Source organism: Negativicoccus succinicivorans, assembly GCF_014207605.1.
GTDB classification, from domain to species: domain Bacteria; phylum Bacillota; class Negativicutes; order Veillonellales; family Negativicoccaceae; genus Negativicoccus; species Negativicoccus succinicivorans.
The window spans coordinates 250,603-270,374 of the sequence record NZ_JACHHI010000001.1 but is presented as its reverse complement, the minus strand read 5'-3'; the positions used below and the strand labels follow the sequence as shown (position 1 = coordinate 270,374).

At 47.1% G+C, this 19,772-nt stretch carries 21 protein-coding genes; 20 read left to right on the top strand and 1 reads right to left on the bottom strand.

Annotated elements, in window-relative coordinates:
• The first annotated feature begins 67 nt into the window (after window positions 1-67).
• The 14 genes from HNR45_RS01435 (at window position 68) to sufU (ending at window position 13,289) form a co-directional block, all read left to right on the top strand.
• Window positions 68-685, top strand: a complete 618-nt coding sequence (locus HNR45_RS01435; RefSeq protein WP_200841478.1) for a MotA/TolQ/ExbB proton channel family protein — start codon at window positions 68-70, stop codon at window positions 683-685.
• Window positions 675-1,106 (top strand): ExbD/TolR family protein, encoded by a 432-nt coding sequence (locus HNR45_RS01430; protein WP_034436045.1) that lies wholly within the window; start codon window positions 675-677, stop codon window positions 1,104-1,106. Before HNR45_RS01435 ends, HNR45_RS01430 begins: the two co-directional genes overlap by 11 nt.
• A gap of 7 nt (window positions 1,107-1,113) precedes the next feature.
• Window positions 1,114-1,902: an energy transducer TonB gene (locus HNR45_RS01425; protein WP_052098441.1), complete on the top strand. Its 789-nt coding sequence runs from the start codon at window positions 1,114-1,116 to the stop codon at window positions 1,900-1,902.
• 218 nt (window positions 1,903-2,120) lie between these two features.
• Complete coding sequence (locus HNR45_RS01420) at window positions 2,121-2,972, top strand: sirohydrochlorin cobaltochelatase (protein ID WP_034436047.1); 852 nt, start codon at window positions 2,121-2,123, stop codon at window positions 2,970-2,972.
• Window positions 2,973-2,989: 17 nt separating this feature from the next.
• Entirely contained in the window at window positions 2,990-3,697 is a 708-nt protein-coding gene (gene cobI, locus HNR45_RS01415; protein WP_034436049.1) for a precorrin-2 C(20)-methyltransferase, read from the top strand.
• Window positions 3,697-5,085: a cobyrinic acid a,c-diamide synthase CobB gene (locus tag HNR45_RS01410; RefSeq protein ID WP_159821849.1), complete on the top strand. Its 1,389-nt coding sequence runs from the start codon at window positions 3,697-3,699 to the stop codon at window positions 5,083-5,085. The genes cobI and HNR45_RS01410 overlap by 1 nt, the downstream gene beginning before the upstream one ends.
• Window positions 5,078-5,617: a cob(I)yrinic acid a,c-diamide adenosyltransferase gene (gene cobO, locus HNR45_RS01405; protein WP_159821851.1), complete on the top strand. Its 540-nt coding sequence runs from the start codon at window positions 5,078-5,080 to the stop codon at window positions 5,615-5,617. The genes HNR45_RS01410 and cobO overlap by 8 nt, the downstream gene beginning before the upstream one ends.
• Before the next feature lie 136 nt (window positions 5,618-5,753).
• Window positions 5,754-6,989 (top strand): aspartate kinase, encoded by a 1,236-nt coding sequence (locus HNR45_RS01400; protein ID WP_034436053.1) that lies wholly within the window; start codon window positions 5,754-5,756, stop codon window positions 6,987-6,989.
• Window positions 6,986-8,242 (top strand): diaminopimelate decarboxylase, encoded by a 1,257-nt coding sequence (gene lysA / locus HNR45_RS01395; RefSeq protein WP_159821853.1) that lies wholly within the window; start codon window positions 6,986-6,988, stop codon window positions 8,240-8,242. The genes HNR45_RS01400 and lysA overlap by 4 nt, the downstream gene beginning before the upstream one ends.
• Window positions 8,243-8,373: 131 nt before the next feature.
• Window positions 8,374-9,114, top strand: a complete 741-nt coding sequence (gene sufC / locus HNR45_RS01390; protein ID WP_159821855.1) for a Fe-S cluster assembly ATPase SufC — start codon at window positions 8,374-8,376, stop codon at window positions 9,112-9,114.
• 4 nt (window positions 9,115-9,118) lie between these two features.
• Window positions 9,119-10,534: a Fe-S cluster assembly protein SufB gene (gene sufB, locus HNR45_RS01385; RefSeq protein WP_184327503.1), complete on the top strand. Its 1,416-nt coding sequence runs from the start codon at window positions 9,119-9,121 to the stop codon at window positions 10,532-10,534.
• A gap of 8 nt (window positions 10,535-10,542) precedes the next feature.
• On the top strand, window positions 10,543-11,619 hold the full coding sequence (locus HNR45_RS01380; protein ID WP_159821859.1) for a SufD family Fe-S cluster assembly protein: 1,077 nt from the start codon (window positions 10,543-10,545) through the stop codon (window positions 11,617-11,619).
• Window positions 11,616-12,842 (top strand): SufS family cysteine desulfurase, encoded by a 1,227-nt coding sequence (locus HNR45_RS01375; RefSeq protein WP_276529515.1) that lies wholly within the window; start codon window positions 11,616-11,618, stop codon window positions 12,840-12,842. Before HNR45_RS01380 ends, HNR45_RS01375 begins: the two co-directional genes overlap by 4 nt.
• A 12-nt stretch (window positions 12,843-12,854) precedes the next feature.
• Window positions 12,855-13,289 carry a Fe-S cluster assembly sulfur transfer protein SufU gene (gene sufU / locus HNR45_RS01370; protein ID WP_024048984.1) on the top strand — a complete coding sequence of 145 codons (435 nt, stop codon included), beginning with the start codon at window positions 12,855-12,857 and terminating at the stop codon, window positions 13,287-13,289.
• A 22-nt stretch (window positions 13,290-13,311) separates the two neighbouring features.
• Here sufU and nadE read toward each other — a convergent pair whose 3' ends face one another.
• Entirely contained in the window at window positions 13,312-14,904 is a 1,593-nt protein-coding gene (nadE, locus tag HNR45_RS01365) for an NAD(+) synthase (RefSeq protein WP_159821861.1), read from the bottom strand.
• Between the two features lie 251 nt (window positions 14,905-15,155).
• Between nadE and HNR45_RS01360 the strand changes: the two genes are divergently transcribed.
• The 6 genes from HNR45_RS01360 to recO are packed head-to-tail and all read left to right on the top strand — an operon-like array spanning window position 15,156 to window position 19,753.
• Window positions 15,156-16,007: a PhoH family protein gene (locus HNR45_RS01360; protein ID WP_235020552.1), complete on the top strand. Its 852-nt coding sequence runs from the start codon at window positions 15,156-15,158 to the stop codon at window positions 16,005-16,007.
• Window positions 16,008-16,484, top strand: a complete 477-nt coding sequence (gene ybeY / locus HNR45_RS01355) for an rRNA maturation RNase YbeY (RefSeq protein WP_024048981.1) — start codon at window positions 16,008-16,010, stop codon at window positions 16,482-16,484.
• Window positions 16,474-16,863: a cytidine deaminase gene (locus HNR45_RS01350; protein WP_024048980.1), complete on the top strand. Its 390-nt coding sequence runs from the start codon at window positions 16,474-16,476 to the stop codon at window positions 16,861-16,863. The genes ybeY and HNR45_RS01350 overlap by 11 nt, the downstream gene beginning before the upstream one ends.
• Window positions 16,854-17,750 carry a GTPase Era gene (gene era, locus HNR45_RS01345; RefSeq protein ID WP_200841489.1) on the top strand — a complete coding sequence of 299 codons (897 nt, stop codon included), beginning with the start codon at window positions 16,854-16,856 and terminating at the stop codon, window positions 17,748-17,750. Before HNR45_RS01350 ends, era begins: the two co-directional genes overlap by 10 nt.
• Complete coding sequence (locus tag HNR45_RS01340; protein ID WP_316096394.1) at window positions 17,743-19,089, top strand: hemolysin family protein; 1,347 nt, start codon at window positions 17,743-17,745, stop codon at window positions 19,087-19,089. Before era ends, HNR45_RS01340 begins: the two co-directional genes overlap by 8 nt.
• Window positions 19,067-19,753 carry a DNA repair protein RecO gene (gene recO, locus HNR45_RS01335; protein WP_159821865.1) on the top strand — a complete coding sequence of 229 codons (687 nt, stop codon included), beginning with the start codon at window positions 19,067-19,069 and terminating at the stop codon, window positions 19,751-19,753. Before HNR45_RS01340 ends, recO begins: the two co-directional genes overlap by 23 nt.
• Window positions 19,754-19,772 lie beyond the last annotated feature (19 nt).

The following is a 19,772-nucleotide window of genomic DNA, read 5'->3' as shown; positions in this document are numbered from 1 at the left end:
TTATAAACTTCATGGTTTTATGCTTTGAGAATTCTCATCATAAAATGAGAACAGGGAGGAGAACAGTATGAGTGACGCACTTCATTTATTCAATGCAGGCGGCTTGGTAATGTATCCGTTGCTACTGTGTTCGATTTTAGTCATTGCAATCGGGATTGAGCGATTTCGTTATTACCAAAAAGCAGAATCAGACATCTCGAAATTAGTCGAAGAAATTCCGGTCCTGCTGCATCAAAACGATCTTAGCGGTTTGAAGCAGATCTTGGATGAGGATGGCGGATTCCCGGCGATGGCGATTCGTGACGCAGTAGGGCATCTTCATACCGGCGCCAGCCAAACTGCCGTTGTCGAAGGCAGCGCCGCCCATGGCGCATCTTTATTGCGCAACTATTTAAATTATTTGGATGTCATCGTTACAATGTCTCCGCTATTGGGATTATTGGGCACAGTGACCGGGATGATTAATTCGTTCAGCATTTTATCCGTTTCTGAAGGGCAGCCTTTTGCTATCACTGCCGGTGTCGGGGAAGCACTGGTAGCAACGGCAACCGGTTTGTTGGTGGCCATCTTGGCTCTGGTTGTGCATACGTATTTGGCGCACCGTTTGGATAATCTTGTTTCCGATATGGAGCGTTTAGCATCTGTTTACCTGGCCCATGTGGACGGTGAGGCAAATGAAGCTTAGAGAAATGCGGGTAAGCAAGCAACCGAAGCTGATGATTATCCCGATGATTGATATCATCTTTTTCTTGCTTGTGTTTTTTATGATGAGTATGCTTACCATGGTGGTTCAAAAATCAGTGGATTTGTCCTTGCCCAAGACACAATCCGCTAAAGTGAGTATGGAAACTACCGTGCCGATCAGTATAAAAAAAGACGGTACGATTTACTTTGAACAGGAACCAATACATGCAGAGGACTTGCGGCGACGCATTGAAGTAGAAAAAGCCAGAAATCCACAACTGGCGATTTTGGTGCGCGCGGATGCGGAATCGCAATACAATAATTTTATGTATGTTTTGGATCAGGTAAAGCTGTCAGGCATTTCGCGCATCGGTATCGCTACCGATGGGGCGAAACCGGCGCCGGCTGCGCCGCAACCTTGAGGTTGTTATGTATTATGGTGAAAATGAGGGCTGGGGCAAGCCTATAACAGGATCTCTTCTGGCGCATGCTATTGTTTTTGCTTTATTCGGAGTTGCGATTCACTTTGCACCAACACCGGAACACGTATCTCTCGATCCCGTGGTAGTCGAGATTTATGACCCGGGTGGCGGTGGTGGCGGCGGCTCCGATATTGCCGCACAGAACACGTCGACATTTCCGGATGATTTAGATGAATACGATGATTGGGAAAGCACAGAAGAAAGTATTGATGAAAACGTAGAAGCGCCAATTCATGATGCTTACGCATCGACGCCGGAACAATCCCCGGCAAAGCCGATGCGAAAACATCGTGTTCGACGTTCACGATCCGGCTCCGGCACAGGTCAGGGAACCGGACATGGATCGGGCATAGGTAGCGGTACGGGTAGCGGTATCGGTTCCGGGAGAGGATCCGGCATCGGTTCAGGGACCGGATCAGGCACAGGATCTGGTGTGGGCTCGAATACTGCTCCGCCTACAAGCCCATCCATACTTTCCGCTCCCGACCCGAAGTATCCGGAATCCGCCCGTGGAGCCAATATTGAAGGCACCGTAGGTGTAGAATTGGTAATTGGAGCGCAAGGATCCGTAACGAGCGCATGGGTAGCCGAATCATCAGGAAATGCAGCGCTGGATCAGGCAGCAGTGGATGCCGTATATCGATGGCGCTTTGCGCCCGGGACGGTTAACGGATCCCCGGTCGAAACACGATCTCGTGTGCGTGTAAGCTTTGGCTTGAAACAACATTCACGCTAAGAAACTGTAATTCGCATCGCTTGTACGACAATGGTATTATATGGATTGGTAATATACACATTATACGGCGTCAAAACCATCCTGCCTGTCTAATGCCGGAAGTCAGTACGACATTAATTATGATGTACTTTAAGCCAGCAGAGCTGCCGATTCGGAAAGCATTAATGAAGCAACACAATGGAAATAAGGGACAGAGCAGAATATTTGGGAGGGACATGATGAATGATAAAGCGATTGTGCTGACGAGTTTTGGTACGACGCTAACAGACGAACGTAGACGCACGCTGAAACATATGCAGAACTTGACTCAAAAAGCATATCCGGATTGGGACGTATACATCGCCTTTACAAGTCGGATTGTCATCGACCGAATCTCGAAACAAGAAGGGGAAAAGTTTTACAGCGAACGGGCCATGTTTTACCATTTGGCGTCGGAAGGATATCGTGAGGTAGCGTATCAACCCTTGCACATTATCCCGGGGGCGGAATACTCGAAAATAATGCAACTGGTGTATAAATGGAAAGCAGACCTTGTTTTTCGACGTTTGGTGATCGGTCGACCTTTATTGTATTTTATCGGTCAGGGGGACGAACGGCCGGATGACTATCAATTGCTTTTAGACACGCTGAAGGATGTGATCCCCTCCGCACCGCAGGAAGGACTCTTGCTATTAGCTCACGGGACGAATCATCCTGCGCAGGCGGTTTATTCGGCGTTACAACTTAAAGCGAATCAGTTGGGCTATGATAATGTCTGGATAGGAACACTGGAGGGATTTCCCGAATGGCGTGAAGCGGCAAAGCAAATGCGTTTTGCGGGAATTCGTAAGATTCATGTTAAACCCCTCTTTTTCCATGCGGGTGAACACGTAAGTGTGGATATATTTAGTAAAGAAGAAAGTGTTGTTCAAAAGTTGTTAGAATACGGTTTTATTGTTGAAGAGGATTGGCAGTCTTTGGGACAAATTGAAGATATACTCAAGCTATATATGCAGCACTTGGATGATGCAATCAGTGAAAGGTATCGAGGTCGCTCACATGGGCGACCGGCGATTCCTTCTATTATTTAAAATTTGTGGGGGTTAGTATGCAAACAGGAACATTATATGGAATTGGTGTAGGGCCCGGGGATTCAGAGTTTCTAACGGTTAAAGCGGTACGGACACTGGAGCATGTCGACGTGATTATCGTTCCGAAAACGGAGAAGAAAACCGATTCGGTTGCCTACCAAATTGCCAAGCCTTTTATCAAAAAATCAACGGAAGTTATCCCTATCGTTTTCCCGATGGTTCCGGACATGACAGTTCAGGAAAGAGCCTGGGAGGAAAACCGTAAAATTATTTCCGGATTGTTGGCGGAGGGCAAGGATATCGCGTTTTTAACGCTCGGTGATCCCATGTTGTACAGTACATACATGTACATTTTTAGAGCACTAAAGAAAACGGAATATCCCATCGAAACTATTCCGGGCATCCCTGCTTTTTTGGCGATTGCTTCTCGTATCGGACGGACAGTCGGCGATCAGGAAGACGTTATTACCATTTTACCCGGTACTGCGGATGCAGAAAAATTGGAACGTGTCATTGCGGTCAGCGACAGTTTGGTTATTATGAAAGTTTATAAAACTTGGCCGATAATTAAAAAGCTGATGGAAAAATACAACTTGATTGATGATGCGATTATGATTTCGCGTGCAGGCTTGCCGGATGAGATCATATATCGCGATTTGCGTGCCTTGCCGGAAGATACAAAGTTAAATTATTTATCGACAATCTTAGCGAAACGGAGTCACTAATGACAACCTTCCACCGACCACGAGTGGTGATTGCCGGAACGAACAGCGGTGTAGGAAAAACGACGATTGTAACCGGTTTGCTCGCGGCATTGACGCAGTCCGGACATGCTGTTCAGCCATTTAAAGTAGGGCCGGATTACATTGACCCCGGCTTTCATGCGCTGGCGTCCGGGCGGGATTCATATAACCTTGATACTTGGTTGGTACCGGAGGAAAAACTGGCGGAAAATTTTACGCGGTTAAGTGAGGGCGCAGAACTTTCGATCATTGAAGGAGTCATGGGCCTATACGATGGAGGCTCTGCCGGTATCAGTAGTACTGCCGCTATCGCGAAACGTCTGCAGGCGCCGGTCATACTGGTTATTAATGTGCAGTCAATGGGACAAAGTGCCGGTGCTATTGCGCTTGGGTATAAAAATTATGACCCGGATGTTCGGTTGGCAGGCGTAATCGTTAATCGTGTCGGCTCACCGAAACATGCCGAAATGGTTCGGGAAAGCATTGAACAGCTGGGGATTCCGGTCTTAGGTATTATTCATCGTAATGATTTGCTCCAAACGCCGGAACGGCACTTGGGATTGACGCCGGTGACGGAAACCGATCCGACTGCCGTGATTCAACAGATGGCGAAAGTCATGCATGAATCTATTGATTTGGATCGTTTGCGCGCCGCGGCCGAACAAGCACCGGATCTTAGTATCGAATCGCGACAGGAGCTTGACGAACCGATAAAGGTAAGGATCGCCGTAGCGCATGATGCGGCATTTTCCTTTTATTATCCGACCAGCTTGCAATATTTGGAGCGGTTGGGGGCTGAATTAGTTCATTTCAGTCCGTTAACTGACAAAGAATTGCCGCCTGATATTGACGGAATCATTTTGGGCGGCGGTTTCCCGGAGATGTTTTTGGATGCATTGAGCGAAAACCGGGAGATGCTTACGGAAATGAAGCAAGCGGCTGACGATGGTATGCCGATTTACGCGGAATGCGGAGGCTTGATGTACCTTTGCGAAAGCGTGACGGATTTTGCCGGTACCCGATACCCGTTGACGGGTATCGTACCTGCAACGACGCAAATGGAAAATAAGTTGCAGCGTGTCGGCTATGTGACGGCGACCGCGCAACAGGACAGCATTATCGCGACAAAAGGAGCGACTCTACGCGGGCATGAATTTCACTTCTCAACGTTACTTCCGGAGAACGACGAAACATATCCATGGGCATACGAATTGATCGGTAGTCGCAATGTCACACCGCATAAGGAAGGGTATGTTTCACAAAATGTATTGGCATCGTACTTACATTTGGCGTGGGATGGCTCTCCGCAAGCGGCGCGACGCTTCTTGACTATTTGTCATGACTATCGGCAGGGGAGATTAAATGGATAAAGGTTTAGTATTGGTAAATACCGGCAATGGTAAAGGCAAAACTACCGCCGCATTGGGACTTGCTTTGCGAGCTGTAGGCAACGGCCAAAAGGTGCTGATATTACAATTTATCAAAGGCGCTTGGAAATACGGCGAACTCAGTGCGTTGGAGCGATTGTCGCCGGATGTGGAAATTCATCCTTTAGGAAACGGGTTCGTACGTCACAATAAAAAAGACGGTGGTCAGAAAGAGTTTCAACAGCATCAGGAAAAAGCACGTGCTGCGTGGGAGACGGTCAAAAACGAAGTGATGTCGGATCAATGGGACCTGATTATTTTGGATGAAGTTAATTACGCGGTGGATTTCGGTCTGTTACGGGTGGAAGATGTCGTCGATTTAATAAAAAAACGTCCGGAACGATTGAACATTGTTTTGACGGGACGCAATGCGCGTCCGGAGGTTATTGCGATTGCTGATACAGTAACTGAAATGAAACTGATCAAGCATGCATTTGAGAAAGGTATTCGCGCACGTCGGGGCATTGAATTTTAAAAAAATAATAACTGTGTAAATCATATAAAAAAGAGCGGTTTAAACCGCTCTTTTTTATATGATAAGTTCTTTACACAAGCGGGTGTTAATGTTACCATGTTAAATAAGTATTTTTAAATATTTAAGGAGGCAAAGTATGACGTTACAGGTCAAAAAGTTTGGCGGTTCTTCCGTAGCAACGCCAGAAAAAATCCGTCACATTGCAGAGCGCATTTTGGCGTCGAAACAACCGACAGACAGAATCGTTGTTGTCGTCTCGGCAATGGGGGATTCGACAGACGATTTAATGGCCTTGGCGAAACAATGTACGCACAAAGCATACGGTCGTGAGCTGGATATGCTGCTTACCACCGGTGAACAGGTTTCCATCGCTTTGCTTGCGATGACATTTATAGAGCTGGGACAGCCTGCGATTTCTTTTACGGGACAGCAGGCCGGCATTCAAACTAGTCGGTCTTACGGCAAAGGACGCATCTTAGACATCAATCCGGAGCGTGTTTTCACCGCTCTTAACGAAGGTAATATCGTGATTGTTGCCGGCTTCCAGGGCCTTGCTGACAATGGTGATATGGTGACATTGGGACGGGGCGGCAGTGATACTACGGCAGTTGCTTTAGCCGGCGCACTGCAAGCGGATGTTTGCGAAATTTTTACGGATGTGGATGGCGTTTATACGGCAGATCCGCGTGTGGTTCCACAAGCCTTCAAGATGAAGGAAATCACGTATGGTGAGATGCTTGAGATGGCACGACTTGGCGCCGGTGTTATGCAGCCTCGGGCAGTAGAAATGGGAAGCCGTTATCGTGTACCGATTCATGTACGTTCAACATTTACGGAAACAGAAGGAACGATGATTCAGGAGGAGTACAACATGGAAGGAAAGCAAGCTGCTATTCGTGGCGTCGCGCATGACACCAATGTAGCTAAAGTGACGGTTCTGGGCGTGGATAATCGGCCGGGCGTGGCGCATATGATTTTCAGCTACCTGGCCAAAGCCAATATTGATGTAGACATGATTGTACAGAGTATTCGCGAATCGGATGATTCCAAAACGGATATTGTTTTTACGATTGCAGAAAGTGATTTTCCGCAGGCACAGGAAGTTCTTGAAGTGTTTAAGCGCGATCATGGTATTAAGGACATTTTATATGCCACGGATGTCGCGAAAGTGTCGGTTGTCGGCGCGGGTATGCTTGGTACGCCCGGGGTTGCAGCGGACATGTTCGGCGCATTTGCAGACGGGAATATCAATATTCAAATTATCAGCACTTCGGAAATCAGCATCTCCTGCCTGATAGACGAGCGGGATGCCGAAAAGGCAGTTGCCTTGATTCATGCTCGATTCTTGGAAAGCACCGACGCAGCGCAATGATGAAAAAATCGATTCCGCTCAGTGAAGCGGCGTTGTGTGAGCTTGTACAAGAGTACGGTACACCTTTTCATCTCTATGATGAAAAAGGTATACGGGAAAATGTGCGTCAACTGCAAGCGGCTTTTTCCTGGCATCCTCGCTTTCGGGAATATTACGCGGTCAAAGCAAATCCTAATCCGTACTTGATGGAAATATTGCGTGAAGAAGGTTGCGGCGCCGATTGCAGCTCACTTCCTGAACTGGTGCTTGCGCATGCGGTGGGCTTTCGGGACGACGAAATTATTTTTTCTTCCAACAATACCGCGCCGGCAGAGTACGAACGAGCGTATCAGGATAATACCATCATAAATGTCGATGATATTTCTCACTTGCCGGATTTGAAAGAACGAGACTGGTTACCGGAAAAAATTTGTTTTCGATATAATCCCGGAGCAATCGGTTACGGAAATGATATTATCGGTCATCCGGAAGAAGCCAAGTATGGTATGACCAAAGAGCAGATTTTTGCTGCTGTGCGATGGGCAAAAAAACAAAATATTCAATGGATCGGTCTGCATACGATGATTGTGTCCAATACTCTCGACATTGAGGAGTTGGCGCAGACCGCGAAAATGATGTTTACTCTTGCGGCGGAAATTTGTCATGAGGAAGGAATCCGAATTGACTTTATCGACTTAGGCGGTGGTATCGGTATCGCCTATCGGCCGGATGAAATACCTCTTGACTATCAGGATTATGGTAATCGTGTCCGGAAACTGTATGGAGAAATATTAGCACCTTGCGGCTTGCAAGATGTTGCATTAGCTTTGGAATGCGGTCGTGCTATTACCGGACCGTACGGTTGGCTTGTCACCAGTGCCATCCACTATAAACATACATATCGAAATTATATCGGAGTAGATACCTCGATGGCGGATCTGATGCGTCCGGGAATGTACGGTGCATACCATCATCTCACCGTTCTCGGTAAGGATGACGTGCCGTGCGATCATATCTATGATGTAGTCGGATCGTTATGCGAGAATAACGATAAGTTCGCGGTTCAGCGGCCACTTCCGGAAATCGTGATGGGAGATATTCTTATCCTTCATGATACCGGCGCACACGGGTATGCGATGGGGTTCAATTACAACGGCAAGTTACGCGCTCGTGAATTGTTACTGAAATCGAATGGGCAAGTGCAACAAATTCGCCGACCGGAAACATTACGCGATTATTTCGCTACACTGGACTACCCCGATTTACCACGCTGAAAACACCAATTGCAATTGGTGTTTTTTTATGAAGAGCCGATTTATTGACTTTGCTACATAAATACGTTACTCTTAAAATATAGAATATTGAAAAATTTATATATAGTAAGGCACGACTCCAAGGAGGATTTATGTCTGAATTATTACGCATTGAAGACCTGCATGTAGCGGTCGAAGATAAAGAACTTTTACATGGTGTCAATCTCACCATTGAGCACGGTGAAGTGCATGTTGTGATGGGAACCAACGGGGCCGGAAAATCGACTTTAATGCACGCCATTATGGGAAATCCCGCCTATACAGTTACCCAAGGGAAAATTTATTTTGAAGGAAAAGATATCACTGACTATAGCGTAGATGAACGCGCTAAAGCGGGAATTTTTCTTTCTTTTCAGTCGCCGCTTGCGGTACCCGGAATTACGGTAGAAAATTTTTTGCGTACGGCAAAAGTAACGGTCTCCGGTGAACCGCAACGATTATTTCCGTTTAAGCGCAAGCTCCACCAGGAAATGCGTTCCCTAGATATGGATATCGCCTATGCCGATCGTTACGTAAATGACGGATTTTCAGGCGGAGAACGCAAGAAAAGTGAAATCTTACAGATGAAGATGCTGGAACCGAAATTGGCTATTTTAGATGAAACGGACTCGGGACTCGATGTGGATGCTGTCCGTATTGTCTCCCAGGCAATTGCCGACTACCATAGCCCTGAACACGCATTTATCATCATCACACATCACAATCAATTGTTAAAATACATCACCCCCGATAAAGTACATGTAATGATGAACGGAAATTTCGTAACCGAAGGCGATGCGTCTCTCATCGATACGATTGAAGCGCAGGGGTTTGATCATTTGCGAAACAGGTGACATGATGGCTGAAGAAAAACGCAAAAAAACATATGTTGCCGACATGGAACGTGGCGTTTACGACGTGCGCGACAGTTTTTCGTATGACTATAAGACGGATTCGGGATTAACGCCGGACATCGTACGTGAAATTTCCGCCAAAAAAGATGAGCCGCAATGGATGCTTGATTTTCGCTTGCGCTCGCTTGCGATTTATCAACAGATGGATGTACCACCGTGGGCGCCGGATATTTCCGGCTTAAACATGGAAGAAATTGTGACCTATGTGCGTCCCCGTACTGATATGAAAGCAAGTTGGGATGACGTGCCGCAGGATATCAAAGAAACGTTTGATCGTTTGGGTATTCCGCGTGCGGAGCAAACTTCGCTTGCCGGTGTTGGGGCGCAATATGACTCTGAGGTGGTGTACCACAATATCCAGGAAGATCTGGTGAAACAGGGCGTCATTTATACGGATTTTGAGACGGCACTCAAAGAACATGAAGATATCGTGCGCCGTCACTTTATGACGCTGGTGCCGCCGAACGATCACAAATTTGCCGCTTTGCATGGCGCAGTATGGTCAGGCGGATCATATGTTTTTGTGCCGGCAGGAGTTGATGTCAAGATTCCCTTACAGAGTTACTTCCGTTTGAATGCGCCGGGAGCCGGGCAGTTTGAACATACGCTGATTATTTTGGAACCGGGGGCGAAGTGCCATTTTATTGAGGGCTGTTCAGCGCCTCGCTACAATGTGGCGAATTTGCATGCCGGGTGTGTCGAATTATTTGTTGCTGACGGTGCGGAATTACGCTATTCGACGATTGAAAATTGGTCGAAGAATATGTACAACCTCAATACAAAACGTGCGTTGATCGGCAAGGACGCACGTATGGAATGGGTTAGCGGATCGTTTGGTTCGCATGTTTCCATGCTGTATCCGATGACGATTTTAAAAGGAGACAACTCCGTCTGTGAATTTACCGGTATTACATTTGCGGGGGAAGGACAGACATTAGACACAGGTTCGAAGGTCGTTCATTTAGGAAAAAATACAACTTCAAACATCAATAGCAAATCGATATCTAAGAGTGGCGGTGCAGCGATTTATCGCGGCCTTTTGCGGATCGGACCGAAGGCTAAAGGGGCTAAATCTTCTGTCAGCTGCGAGTCGCTGATGCTGGATGACCAGTCACGTTCCGATACGGTACCGGATATCTCTATTGAAAACGACGATGTTGATTTGGGACACGAGGCTAAGATTGGACGCATCAGCGATGAAGCTATTTATTATCTGATGAGTCGGGGCCTTTCGGAGGACGAGGCGAAAGCCATGCTGGTACGCGGCTTTGCCGAGCCGATTTCTAAAGAATTGCCGTTGGAATATGCAGTGGAAATGAATAATTTGATACGTTTGGAATTCGAAGGTTCCATCGGGTAGGAGGAAAAATGAAAAAACAATTTAACTTACTGCCGATGACAACCTATCGCTGGACGAAAGCCAATTACACGGAATTGGATGTGGCGGCTCATGTAGACGCCTCACAACTTACGGCAGTGTGGTCGCAGCCAGAACAAGTCGAATGCGTTACAGGAATAACGACAGCATCTCTTGCGTTTTTACGACCGCAATTTCGCGGTGCGGATCCTGAAACGTTTGCGGAAACGATGAGTGACGCAGCGCAGCAATTCAAAATTGTCGTACCGGAGGACACCAAGCAACAACTTCGTTTGAACCTCACATTCACGGAAACACAAAATCACTGGTTGGGTGCAGTTGTCATCGACGTGCGGGCAAATGCCGAATTAGCGTTGGAGATTGCCATTGACAATGAAAGCAAAAATGACGGACGATTGAACTATGCCATTTTAAGTTCTGTCGGTGACAATGCCGTATTAAAAATTACTAAGGTTCATACAGGCGTGCCTCTGACGACTGCGATTGAGCATCGTTACACTCGGCTTAATACCGCATCGCAAGCGGCATTTATCGGCGCCGAATTCGGTGCGGAGCGCATTATCTATCACAGCGATGCGGATTTGTTAGGTGAAGCATCTACGCTTTCCGAAGAAGGCGTTTATGTAGCCAACGAAAAGCAGCATCTTGACTTGTATTACGATCGTAACCATTTCGGGAAGAAAACCGAATCTCATTTAGCGACTTATGGAGCCTTACGAGATGCGGCAAAAAAAGTTTTTCGCGGCTGTATTGACTTCAAGCACGGATCGTCGGGAGCGATTGGCAACGAGGAAGATTATGTCGTGCTTTTGAGTCCGCAGGCGAAAAATATCTCTTTGCCCTTGCTTTTATGTACGGAAGATGATGTGCAGGGAAATCATGCCTCCAGTGCCGGCCAAATGGATAAAGAACGGTTATACTACTTAATGAGCCGAGGCTTTTCACAGGAAGAAGCGAAGCGTTTAGTGGTAGAAGCGATGTTGCGCCCTGTCATTGATAAAATTATTGCCGATGATTTGCGTGAAACGGTACTTACCGCAGTAGAGACAAAGATGGAAGCGATATGATGGATCTGGAAAACATACGTAAGGATTTTCCTATTTTACAAACACAAGTGGGAGAGGAGCCGCTGATTTATTTTGATAATGCGGCGACAACCCACCGGCCCCGGCAAGTCATGGAGGCGGTCGAGGAGTACGTATTCTCGCAACATGGTAATCCACATCGCGGTGCACATCGTTTAGCGCAAACCGCATCTCTCGCATATGACGGTGCACGGGAAGTGGTGGCTCGTTTCATCCATGCCGCAAGTTCGGATGAGATTATTTTTACGCGTAATGCGACGGAAAGCCTAAATCTCATCGCCCGCAGTTATGGTGAGACGCATCTCAAGGATGGCGATAAAATCGTCATCACGATCGCCGAACACCATGCCAACTTGGTTACATGGCAGCGAGTTGCACGTGTGACCGGAGCGACACTGGAATATATTTATTTAACGGAAGACGGACATTTTGATCCGTCCGACTTTGCAAAAATTGATAAAACGACAAAAATTGTTGCGTTCGGTCATGCCAGCAATGTGTTGGGCATGCATGTGCCAGTCCAAGAGATGATTCAGCGCGCGCATGCCGTCGGAGCAGTTGTGGTTTTAGACGGGGCACAGGCGGCGCCTCATTTTGCCGTCGATGTGCAGGCTCTGGATTGTGATTTTTATGTATTTGCCGGCCACAAGATGCTCGCTTCGCAGGGGATCGGTGTATTGTACGGAAAACGAGCGCTGCTTGATGATATGGAACCATTTAATTTGGGCGGCGATATGATTGAATACGTGCAAGAACAGACCACTACATTCAATACTTTGCCCTTTAAATTTGAAGCCGGCACACAAAATGTGGAAGGTGCGGTATCCCTGGCTGCTGCCATAAAGTATTTGGAAGCGATCGGTTGGGATGCGATTGTTGCGCATGAGAAAAAGCTGACGGAAATGGCTCTTACGGGTCTTTCCGAGATGCCGTTTGTAAAGATTATCGGCACGACAAATCCCGCGGAAAAGCACGGCGTAATTACATTTTTAGTTGACGGTGTGCATCCGCATGATGTGGCGACAATTTTGGATCATTACGGGATTGCGGTTCGTTCAGGGCATCATTGTGCGCAGCCGCTAGGCGCGTATTTGCATGCACCGGCGACGAATCGAGCAAGCTTCTATATTTATAATACGGAAGCGGAAGTGGCACGATTTTTAGAAGTATTGCCACTGGTACGTAAACAAATGGGATTTAAATAGGAAGAAGGAACTATGAATCTCCAGCAATTGTACACAGACTTAATTCTGGAACATAACCAGGACCCGCGCAATCATCGCCCGTTAACGAATGCAACGGTAACGGAGCATGGTCATAATCCGAACTGCGGTGATGACTTAACCATGAACGCGATCATTACCGATGGAATTGTTGAAGATATTGCGTATGAGGGCCAGGGCTGCGCGATCAGTCAGGCATCTGCCTCCATGCTTTGTGATGTAGTGCGCGGGAAGTCGGTTAAAGAAGCAAAAGCATGTATTGAGCGGTTCATTCGTTTGATCCAACGGGAAGAGTTGAATGAAGAAGAGCGGGAGTCGCTGGAAGAGGCGATTGTGTTGGAAAATGTTTCGCAGTTACCGGCGCGTGTAAAATGTGCGGTACTCGCTTGGCATACGTTGGATGAAGCAATGAAAAAAATCGAAGCATAAAAAAAGAGCCGATCGGCTCTTTTTATTTTTTCAAAAGTTTTTTTCGTTTTGCCAGATACCGGTCAGAATATCGCGGTTCTCCTTGCGCTTCACGATATTTTCCAAACGGATATGGACCGGCGGCAAGGATCGGCGGTGCCTGTACACGTTTGGCAATGCTTAAGCCGCGGTAGAGTGTCCACCAGCGCTCCAGGTCGGCGACGAACGCATCCGCGTCGGCAAAAAGCGTTTCGACTTCTACGGTGGCGCCCAGACGTTTCGTTAATGTGTGCTCTTCATAGCATTCAAGAATTTCTGCAAGCGAAAGCGGCGTATCTTGTATCCAACTGGCAAAGAGATAGTCATGGTAAGGATAAATCAGCGGATCGCCAAATCCTTTTGTGACATCCTGCGCAGAAGAAAGCTCTGCACTGGGGGGGACCGTAAAGACTTCTCGCGGAATGATACCTCCACCCATAAAGTCATCCAAATCTTTGGCCAATTCATATACTTCATGTTTCCAAAGGTCGGCGGTAGCCGCTAACGCACCGGCTATATCACCGTACATTGTGCCGTAACCGACGGTGGTTTCCGTTTTATTGGCATTGCATGTGAAGATGGCCCCGCGAGCGGAAGCAATCGTAGCTAATACACGGGAAGTGCGATCGCGCGCTTGCAAATTTTCATACGGCAAGCCGTCGAGTGAAAGCGAAACTCCTGTCGCTTTTGCAATCGTTTCCAGCTGTGTGCGTGTCGCTTCAACGGATTCTTTAATCGGCACGGTAAGCAACGAAATGCCGGAATTTTTGGCAAGTTGTTTCGCAATCGAGCGGGTCACAGAAGAGGTGTAGGAGGAAGGCATAGTAACGCCCAATATATGGTCTTTTTCCACGACGCTTTGGTAGAGGAGGGCGTTGACCGTGGAGTCAATGCCGCCGGAAAGGCCGATGACCACATCACGCAAAGAGAGTGTCTGTAAAATGGTTTGCAACTGCCAGCGCAGGAGATCCATTTGTTTCCATGCATATGTGGTCGGTGCACTCGTGCGCCAACCATTCGCCGTCAAAGTAATTGTATAGATTCCTTGCTGCCAGCCACCGTGGCATGTTTCGCCGCAATGTAAAAAGCCTGTATGCGGTTCGAAATATCCGCCGCAATCCGCAACCGTCAATGCATCTATACGTATGCTGTTATGATATGCGGGCGCGGATAGCGTTGCAGGCTGACTAAAAAGATCGATCACCGGTAAATCGTTTGGAAACGGGTCATTTTCGTCAGCACGAATATACACCGTTTGGCGTTCGCACGAGATGGTTGCGAAGTCGAGCTCTGTTGCCTTGCCGTTTTCAAAATACAACGGCCGGTGTTTGCGTTGACCGTGTAGCCATTGGTCCTGACTACCGATTAATGGCACCGAAAAAAATGTGGCAAGTTCGCAAAGTGCCGCGTCAAGTTTCGATTGAAAATCCGTGCCACGCAACAAGGTGTCCGAGACAAATCCTGTGAGGCTGTTTTGCGCCATTACAATCAGATCCGGTTCCCGTGACATAATTTCATCATGATGCGATCGAAACCATTGCAGATTATTATCTATTCTTCCTGTTTGCAAGGGTGAGGTACAAGCGACAATATTCATAATTTCCTCCTGCTTTATTATACCCAACCATTGTTGATCGTCAAAGGCGCAATGCTGGACGCTGTCGAAAGACTAATATATAATAAATAAAGATAAGAACGTTATCATAATTCGCAATTATTCAGACAGGAAAGGAATGATATCCTATTCGCTCTACGGCATATACTCTGACGGCAGACCATGAGAAACAGCTTCTGGTCGCAAGAAACGCGTGGATTTTACCCAAAATTGCAGCACATTACGATGCGCAGTTGGTAGATCGCGGCGGCATTATTCGGTTGATCGGCGAGCCGGATTCGTTGGCATCCGCACAGCGCGTTATCGAAGATGTTTTGACTACGTTGTCATCGGGAAACACCATTTCGGAAAGGCAATTGGAAACAGTGCTGCAGATGATTGACCAGGGGGAAGAGCATAAACTGCGCGACTTGCATGATGATACTGTAATGGTGACACGCGGCGGTAAAATTATTCGCCCGCGTACGGCCGGACAAAAAGCGTATGTGGATGCCATTCGCAACAACACGATTACATTCGGCATCGGTCCGGCGGGTACCGGCAAAACTTATCTTGCCGTTGCCTTAGCGGTATTTTATTTTCGCAACCATAATGTCAATCGAATCATTTTAACGCGTCCGGCAGTAGAAGCGGGTGAAAGTCTCGGCTTTTTGCCGGGGGACATGAATGAAAAAGTGGATCCCTATCTGCGCCCTCTATATGATGCCTTGGGGGATTTATTCGGTGGAGATGTATATATGCAGTTGCAAACCAAAGGAGCGATTGAAGTGGCTCCCTTGGCATACATGCGCGGTCGTACACTGGAAGATTGCTTCATAATCTTAGATGAAGCACAAAATACGACACCGGAACAAATGAAAATGTTTTTAACGCGTTTGGGCAATCATTCCAAAATGGTCATTAACGGTGACGTGACACAGATCGATTTGCCGTCTCGACAAAAAAGCGGTCTGGAGCAGGCAGTGTCAATCGTCGAGAATTTGCGCGGGATTGCGCGTGTGGATTTTACTGCCGCCGATGTTGTTCGCAACGATTTGGTGGCACGAATTATTGATGCGTATGCCAAACAGGGGGATGTCAAATAATTGAAAGTCATCATTAATTTTTTAAATGAAGAATTGGCACGGAAATACTCGGAATGGCCGAAGATTATCGAAACCACATTGAGTAAAGGAGCCGAATGTCAGGAGATCCCACCGGAAGCGGAACTCGGCGTGACGTTGGGTGATGATGAGTATCTGCAGATGTTAAATCGCGAATATCGAAACATTGATCGGCCCACCGACGTGCTTTCGTTTGCCTTGAATGAAGGAGAAGAAGATTCGTCTGACGAAGAAATGTTATTGGGGGACATCGTCATTTCCGTCGATCGGGTTTTATCACAGGCACAGGAATATGGGCATAGCGAAACCAGAGAGTTGGCGTACTTGGCGATTCACGGTCTGATGCATATTATGGGCTATGACCACGAGAAACCGGAAGATAAAAAAGAAATGCGGGTCGCAGAAGAGGAAGTTTTGCGTGCGCTCGGTATTACGCGGGAGGATATTCATGACGTGTGATCAGGACCTTTTGCAGGCGGCAAAAGAGGCGGCAGAGAACGCTTATGCGCCGTATTCGCACTTCCCCGTCGGCGCTGCACTGCTGACGAAAACCGGTGCGGTTTTTACCGGCTGTAACGTCGAAAACAGTTCTTACGGATTGACGCAATGCGCCGAGCGTAATGCGATTATGGCTGCCGTTTCGCAGGGCGAGCGGACATTCGTTACGCTGGCGCTTTTTAGTCCGCAGAAACAGGATCTAATGCCGTGCGGTGCCTGCCGGCAGGTAATGGCGGAATTCGGCATTCCACGCCTCATCACGGGAACATCACAGGCGTTTAAAGAGTTTGCTTTAGAAGATTTGTTACCGTATGCTTTTGGAAAGGAACAATTGGAATGAGTGACGTATTTCGCTCCGGTTTTATCGCTTTAATCGGACGGCCCAATGTCGGGAAATCCACTTTGCTCAACCGTATTTTGCAGCAAAAGATTTCTATCGTTTCGGATAAAGCGCAGACTACACGCGATAAAATTATGGGGGTTTACACCCAACCTGATTTTCAAATGGTATTTGTCGATACACCGGGGATTCATAAACCGCGTCATAAATTAGGTGAAAAAATGCGTAAAGAGGCATTGGATGCACTGAATGAAGTGGATGCGGTTCTCTTTATGGTGGCGGCTGACGAGCGCTTCGGACCGGGGACGCAGTATATTTTAGATCGGTTGCAAACGCTTACGATTCCTGTGTATTTAGCGATCAACAAAATCGATCAGATTACGCCGGAAAAATTATTGCCTTTAATTGACGGCTATCGGCAAAAATTTAACTTTACTGAAATCGTGCCGATTTCGGCGCGTGACGGCTATCAAGTCGACACATTGTTAGATGTACTTCGTGATCATTTGCCTGAGGGACCGCAATATTATCCGGAAGATATGGTTACCGATCGACCGGAACGCAATATTATGGCGGAACTGATTCGAGAAAAAATTCTGCATATGACACGGGATGAGGTGCCTCATGCGATCGGTGTGGAAATGGAAGAAATCGCGCAAAGGAAAAACGGTAAATGGTATGTGCGTGCGGTTATTTATGTAGAACGCGACTCACAAAAACGGATCATTATCGGTAAAAACGGTGCGCTTTTGCGAGCTATCGGAGCAGAAAGCCGAGCGGATATTGAAAAATTAATGAACGGGTCGGTTTACTTGGATTTATGGGTAAAAGTAGCGCCGGATTGGCGTAATAAAGACCGCATGTTAAAAGAATTGGGGTATGAATAATAATATGCTCATTGCTCATCTCCTCACGCCTTGGGGAGCGTTTTGGTCGATATTGGCAGTTCTTTTTTTGATGATGGCAACTATTTTAGTCATTGCGAAATATTCTTTTATCCGTTTGCGTCGTGAATATGTGCAAGAACTTGCAGCGGAGGAAGAAGAGCCGAACTGGTCACGCATATCGAGTTTCTATGCTTCACCGAATCGGTATTTAGGGACTATTCAATGGGTTTTGCTGGTTGTGACACTGCTTTACTATTACAGCATTTATCAGTGTTGGATGCTGCTCACACCACCGACAATACAGTGGCTCTGGGGTGAGTGGATACTTTCTTTGGTTGTGCTTTTGGTTGCCGTCACGTTGTTTTGGATTGTCGCAGATTTGATTCCTAAAGCAGTAGCCTTGCAGAATGCATTGAAATGGCTGCCACGCACGGCAGGAATCGTGCGTATTTTACATCAAATATGTGCCCCGATTATATGGCTGGGCGAACGCTTAGCCACCATGTATTTGCATACGCATGATCTGACGCTGACAAATGAGGTGGAAATGCCGCGCACGGAAGCGGAAATCCGCCTGCTTTTTAACGAGGGACATTTGAGCGGCCAATTGGATGAGCGGGAAGGCGAACTGATCAAAAATGCGTTCACTTTTGTGGACCGTTTGGCTCGTGAGGTAATGATTCCACGTCCTGATATGTCGGTACTTTATTATGAAGACAGTTTGGAGACGATGCGGGAAGCGATTCGCACTTCACGCCACACACGATATCCTTTGTGTGATGGTGATAAAGATCATATTATCGGCCTTATCCACGTCAAAAACTTTATGGAGTTGTATATTACCGGTAAGCCGCAGTTAAAGCAGATTATCAGTGAAATTCTCATCATCCCGGAAGTTATGCCGATCTTTGATCTCTTGCAATTGATGCGTACCCGGCGTATTTATCTTGCGGCGGTGGTAGATGAATTTGGCGGGACCGTCGGATTGGTTGGGTTGGAGGACATTATCGAAGAACTGGTCGGTGATATTCAGGACGAACATGAACCCGAATCGTTGGCCGCGATTCTTGAGTTGGATGAAGATCACTTTGAATTTGACGGCAATGTTATTTTGGAAGATGTAGAAAAATTATTAGATGTTGATTTTGCGGAAGTGGAAGCGGATACGATCGGCGGGTATGTATTTGCCTTATTGGAACGTATTCCGCGCAACGGTGATCATATCGTTATTGACGGTTGGGATTTTTGCGTCACTAAAGTTAACGGTTTCCGCATTGTGCGCCTTTTGGTGACTCGCGTGCTCAACGAGGAGCCTGATGTTGATGACGAACACGAATAATTGGCAAAATTATGAAGGGTTTGTGTTGGCAGCACGGGATGCCGGTACCGCCGGCAAAAAACTTACTCTTTTGACCAAAGAAGCGGGCAGAATTTTTGTATTCGCACCACAAGCAAGACGCAAGGCCAATTATATCGGCTACTTGGTACCGGCTGCTTTTTTACGTTGTACCGTAGCAGCTGATACTGAAGGCTATCGGTTGTTGCAAGCCGACGGACGAGCACTGACGGATACGTGGCAATGGACGTATCCTATGTGGCAAGTTTATTATTTTCTGGTACACATGACTGAGGAGCTTTTCGCATCGGGACAAGCGGATGCACAGGTATATCATTTATGGGAGCAGTACCTGACGGCGCTTTCCCGTAAAGATTTGGCAATAGCAACTTTAATCGCTTCCTGGCAACTTTTAGGTATTGCCGGTTATGATCCGCAGACGGTTTTGCAGGAAAAGCAATTTCTGCCGCTTTCCGATACAGGTCGCCAAACGCTATTTGCCATTTTACATGCTACGTGGCAGGATGGACCGCAACTTTTTTCTCGGCAGGGATTAACGGAAGCGGCGGATGCATTATTATATTATTTGACGAATTATGTGGAGATCGCTACCCAATTTACGAATGTTTTCACATTTGCGCAAAAGAGCATTGACAATAAAATTTGAGTTTGCTATATTTTTAGTA

What these genes read in the sequence shown, in the direction of transcription:
- nadE (WP_159821861.1), bottom strand. Translation starts at nt 14,904, where the DNA reads ATGAATATTGTCGCTTGTACCTCACCCTTGCAAACAGGAAGAATAGAT.
- cobI (WP_034436049.1), top strand. Translation starts at nt 2,990, where the DNA reads ATGCAAACAGGAACATTATATGGAATTGGTGTAGGGCCCGGGGATTCA.
- sufB (WP_184327503.1), top strand. Translation starts at nt 9,119, where the DNA reads ATGGCTGAAGAAAAACGCAAAAAAACATATGTTGCCGACATGGAACGT.
- cobO (WP_159821851.1), top strand. Translation starts at nt 5,078, where the DNA reads ATGGATAAAGGTTTAGTATTGGTAAATACCGGCAATGGTAAAGGCAAA.
- HNR45_RS01340 (WP_316096394.1), top strand. Translation starts at nt 17,743, where the DNA reads ATGAATAATAATATGCTCATTGCTCATCTCCTCACGCCTTGGGGAGCG.
- HNR45_RS01420 (WP_034436047.1), top strand. Translation starts at nt 2,121, where the DNA reads ATGAATGATAAAGCGATTGTGCTGACGAGTTTTGGTACGACGCTAACA.
- HNR45_RS01400 (WP_034436053.1), top strand. Translation starts at nt 5,754, where the DNA reads ATGACGTTACAGGTCAAAAAGTTTGGCGGTTCTTCCGTAGCAACGCCA.
- lysA (WP_159821853.1), top strand. Translation starts at nt 6,986, where the DNA reads ATGATGAAAAAATCGATTCCGCTCAGTGAAGCGGCGTTGTGTGAGCTT.
- HNR45_RS01425 (WP_052098441.1), top strand. Translation starts at nt 1,114, where the DNA reads ATGTATTATGGTGAAAATGAGGGCTGGGGCAAGCCTATAACAGGATCT.
- HNR45_RS01410 (WP_159821849.1), top strand. Translation starts at nt 3,697, where the DNA reads ATGACAACCTTCCACCGACCACGAGTGGTGATTGCCGGAACGAACAGC.
- HNR45_RS01430 (WP_034436045.1), top strand. Translation starts at nt 675, where the DNA reads ATGAAGCTTAGAGAAATGCGGGTAAGCAAGCAACCGAAGCTGATGATT.
- HNR45_RS01435 (WP_200841478.1), top strand. Translation starts at nt 68, where the DNA reads ATGAGTGACGCACTTCATTTATTCAATGCAGGCGGCTTGGTAATGTAT.
- HNR45_RS01375 (WP_276529515.1), top strand. Translation starts at nt 11,616, where the DNA reads ATGATGGATCTGGAAAACATACGTAAGGATTTTCCTATTTTACAAACA.
- HNR45_RS01380 (WP_159821859.1), top strand. Translation starts at nt 10,543, where the DNA reads ATGAAAAAACAATTTAACTTACTGCCGATGACAACCTATCGCTGGACG.
- sufC (WP_159821855.1), top strand. Translation starts at nt 8,374, where the DNA reads ATGTCTGAATTATTACGCATTGAAGACCTGCATGTAGCGGTCGAAGAT.
- HNR45_RS01350 (WP_024048980.1), top strand. Translation starts at nt 16,474, where the DNA reads ATGACGTGTGATCAGGACCTTTTGCAGGCGGCAAAAGAGGCGGCAGAG.
- recO (WP_159821865.1), top strand. Translation starts at nt 19,067, where the DNA reads ATGTTGATGACGAACACGAATAATTGGCAAAATTATGAAGGGTTTGTG.
- sufU (WP_024048984.1), top strand. Translation starts at nt 12,855, where the DNA reads ATGAATCTCCAGCAATTGTACACAGACTTAATTCTGGAACATAACCAG.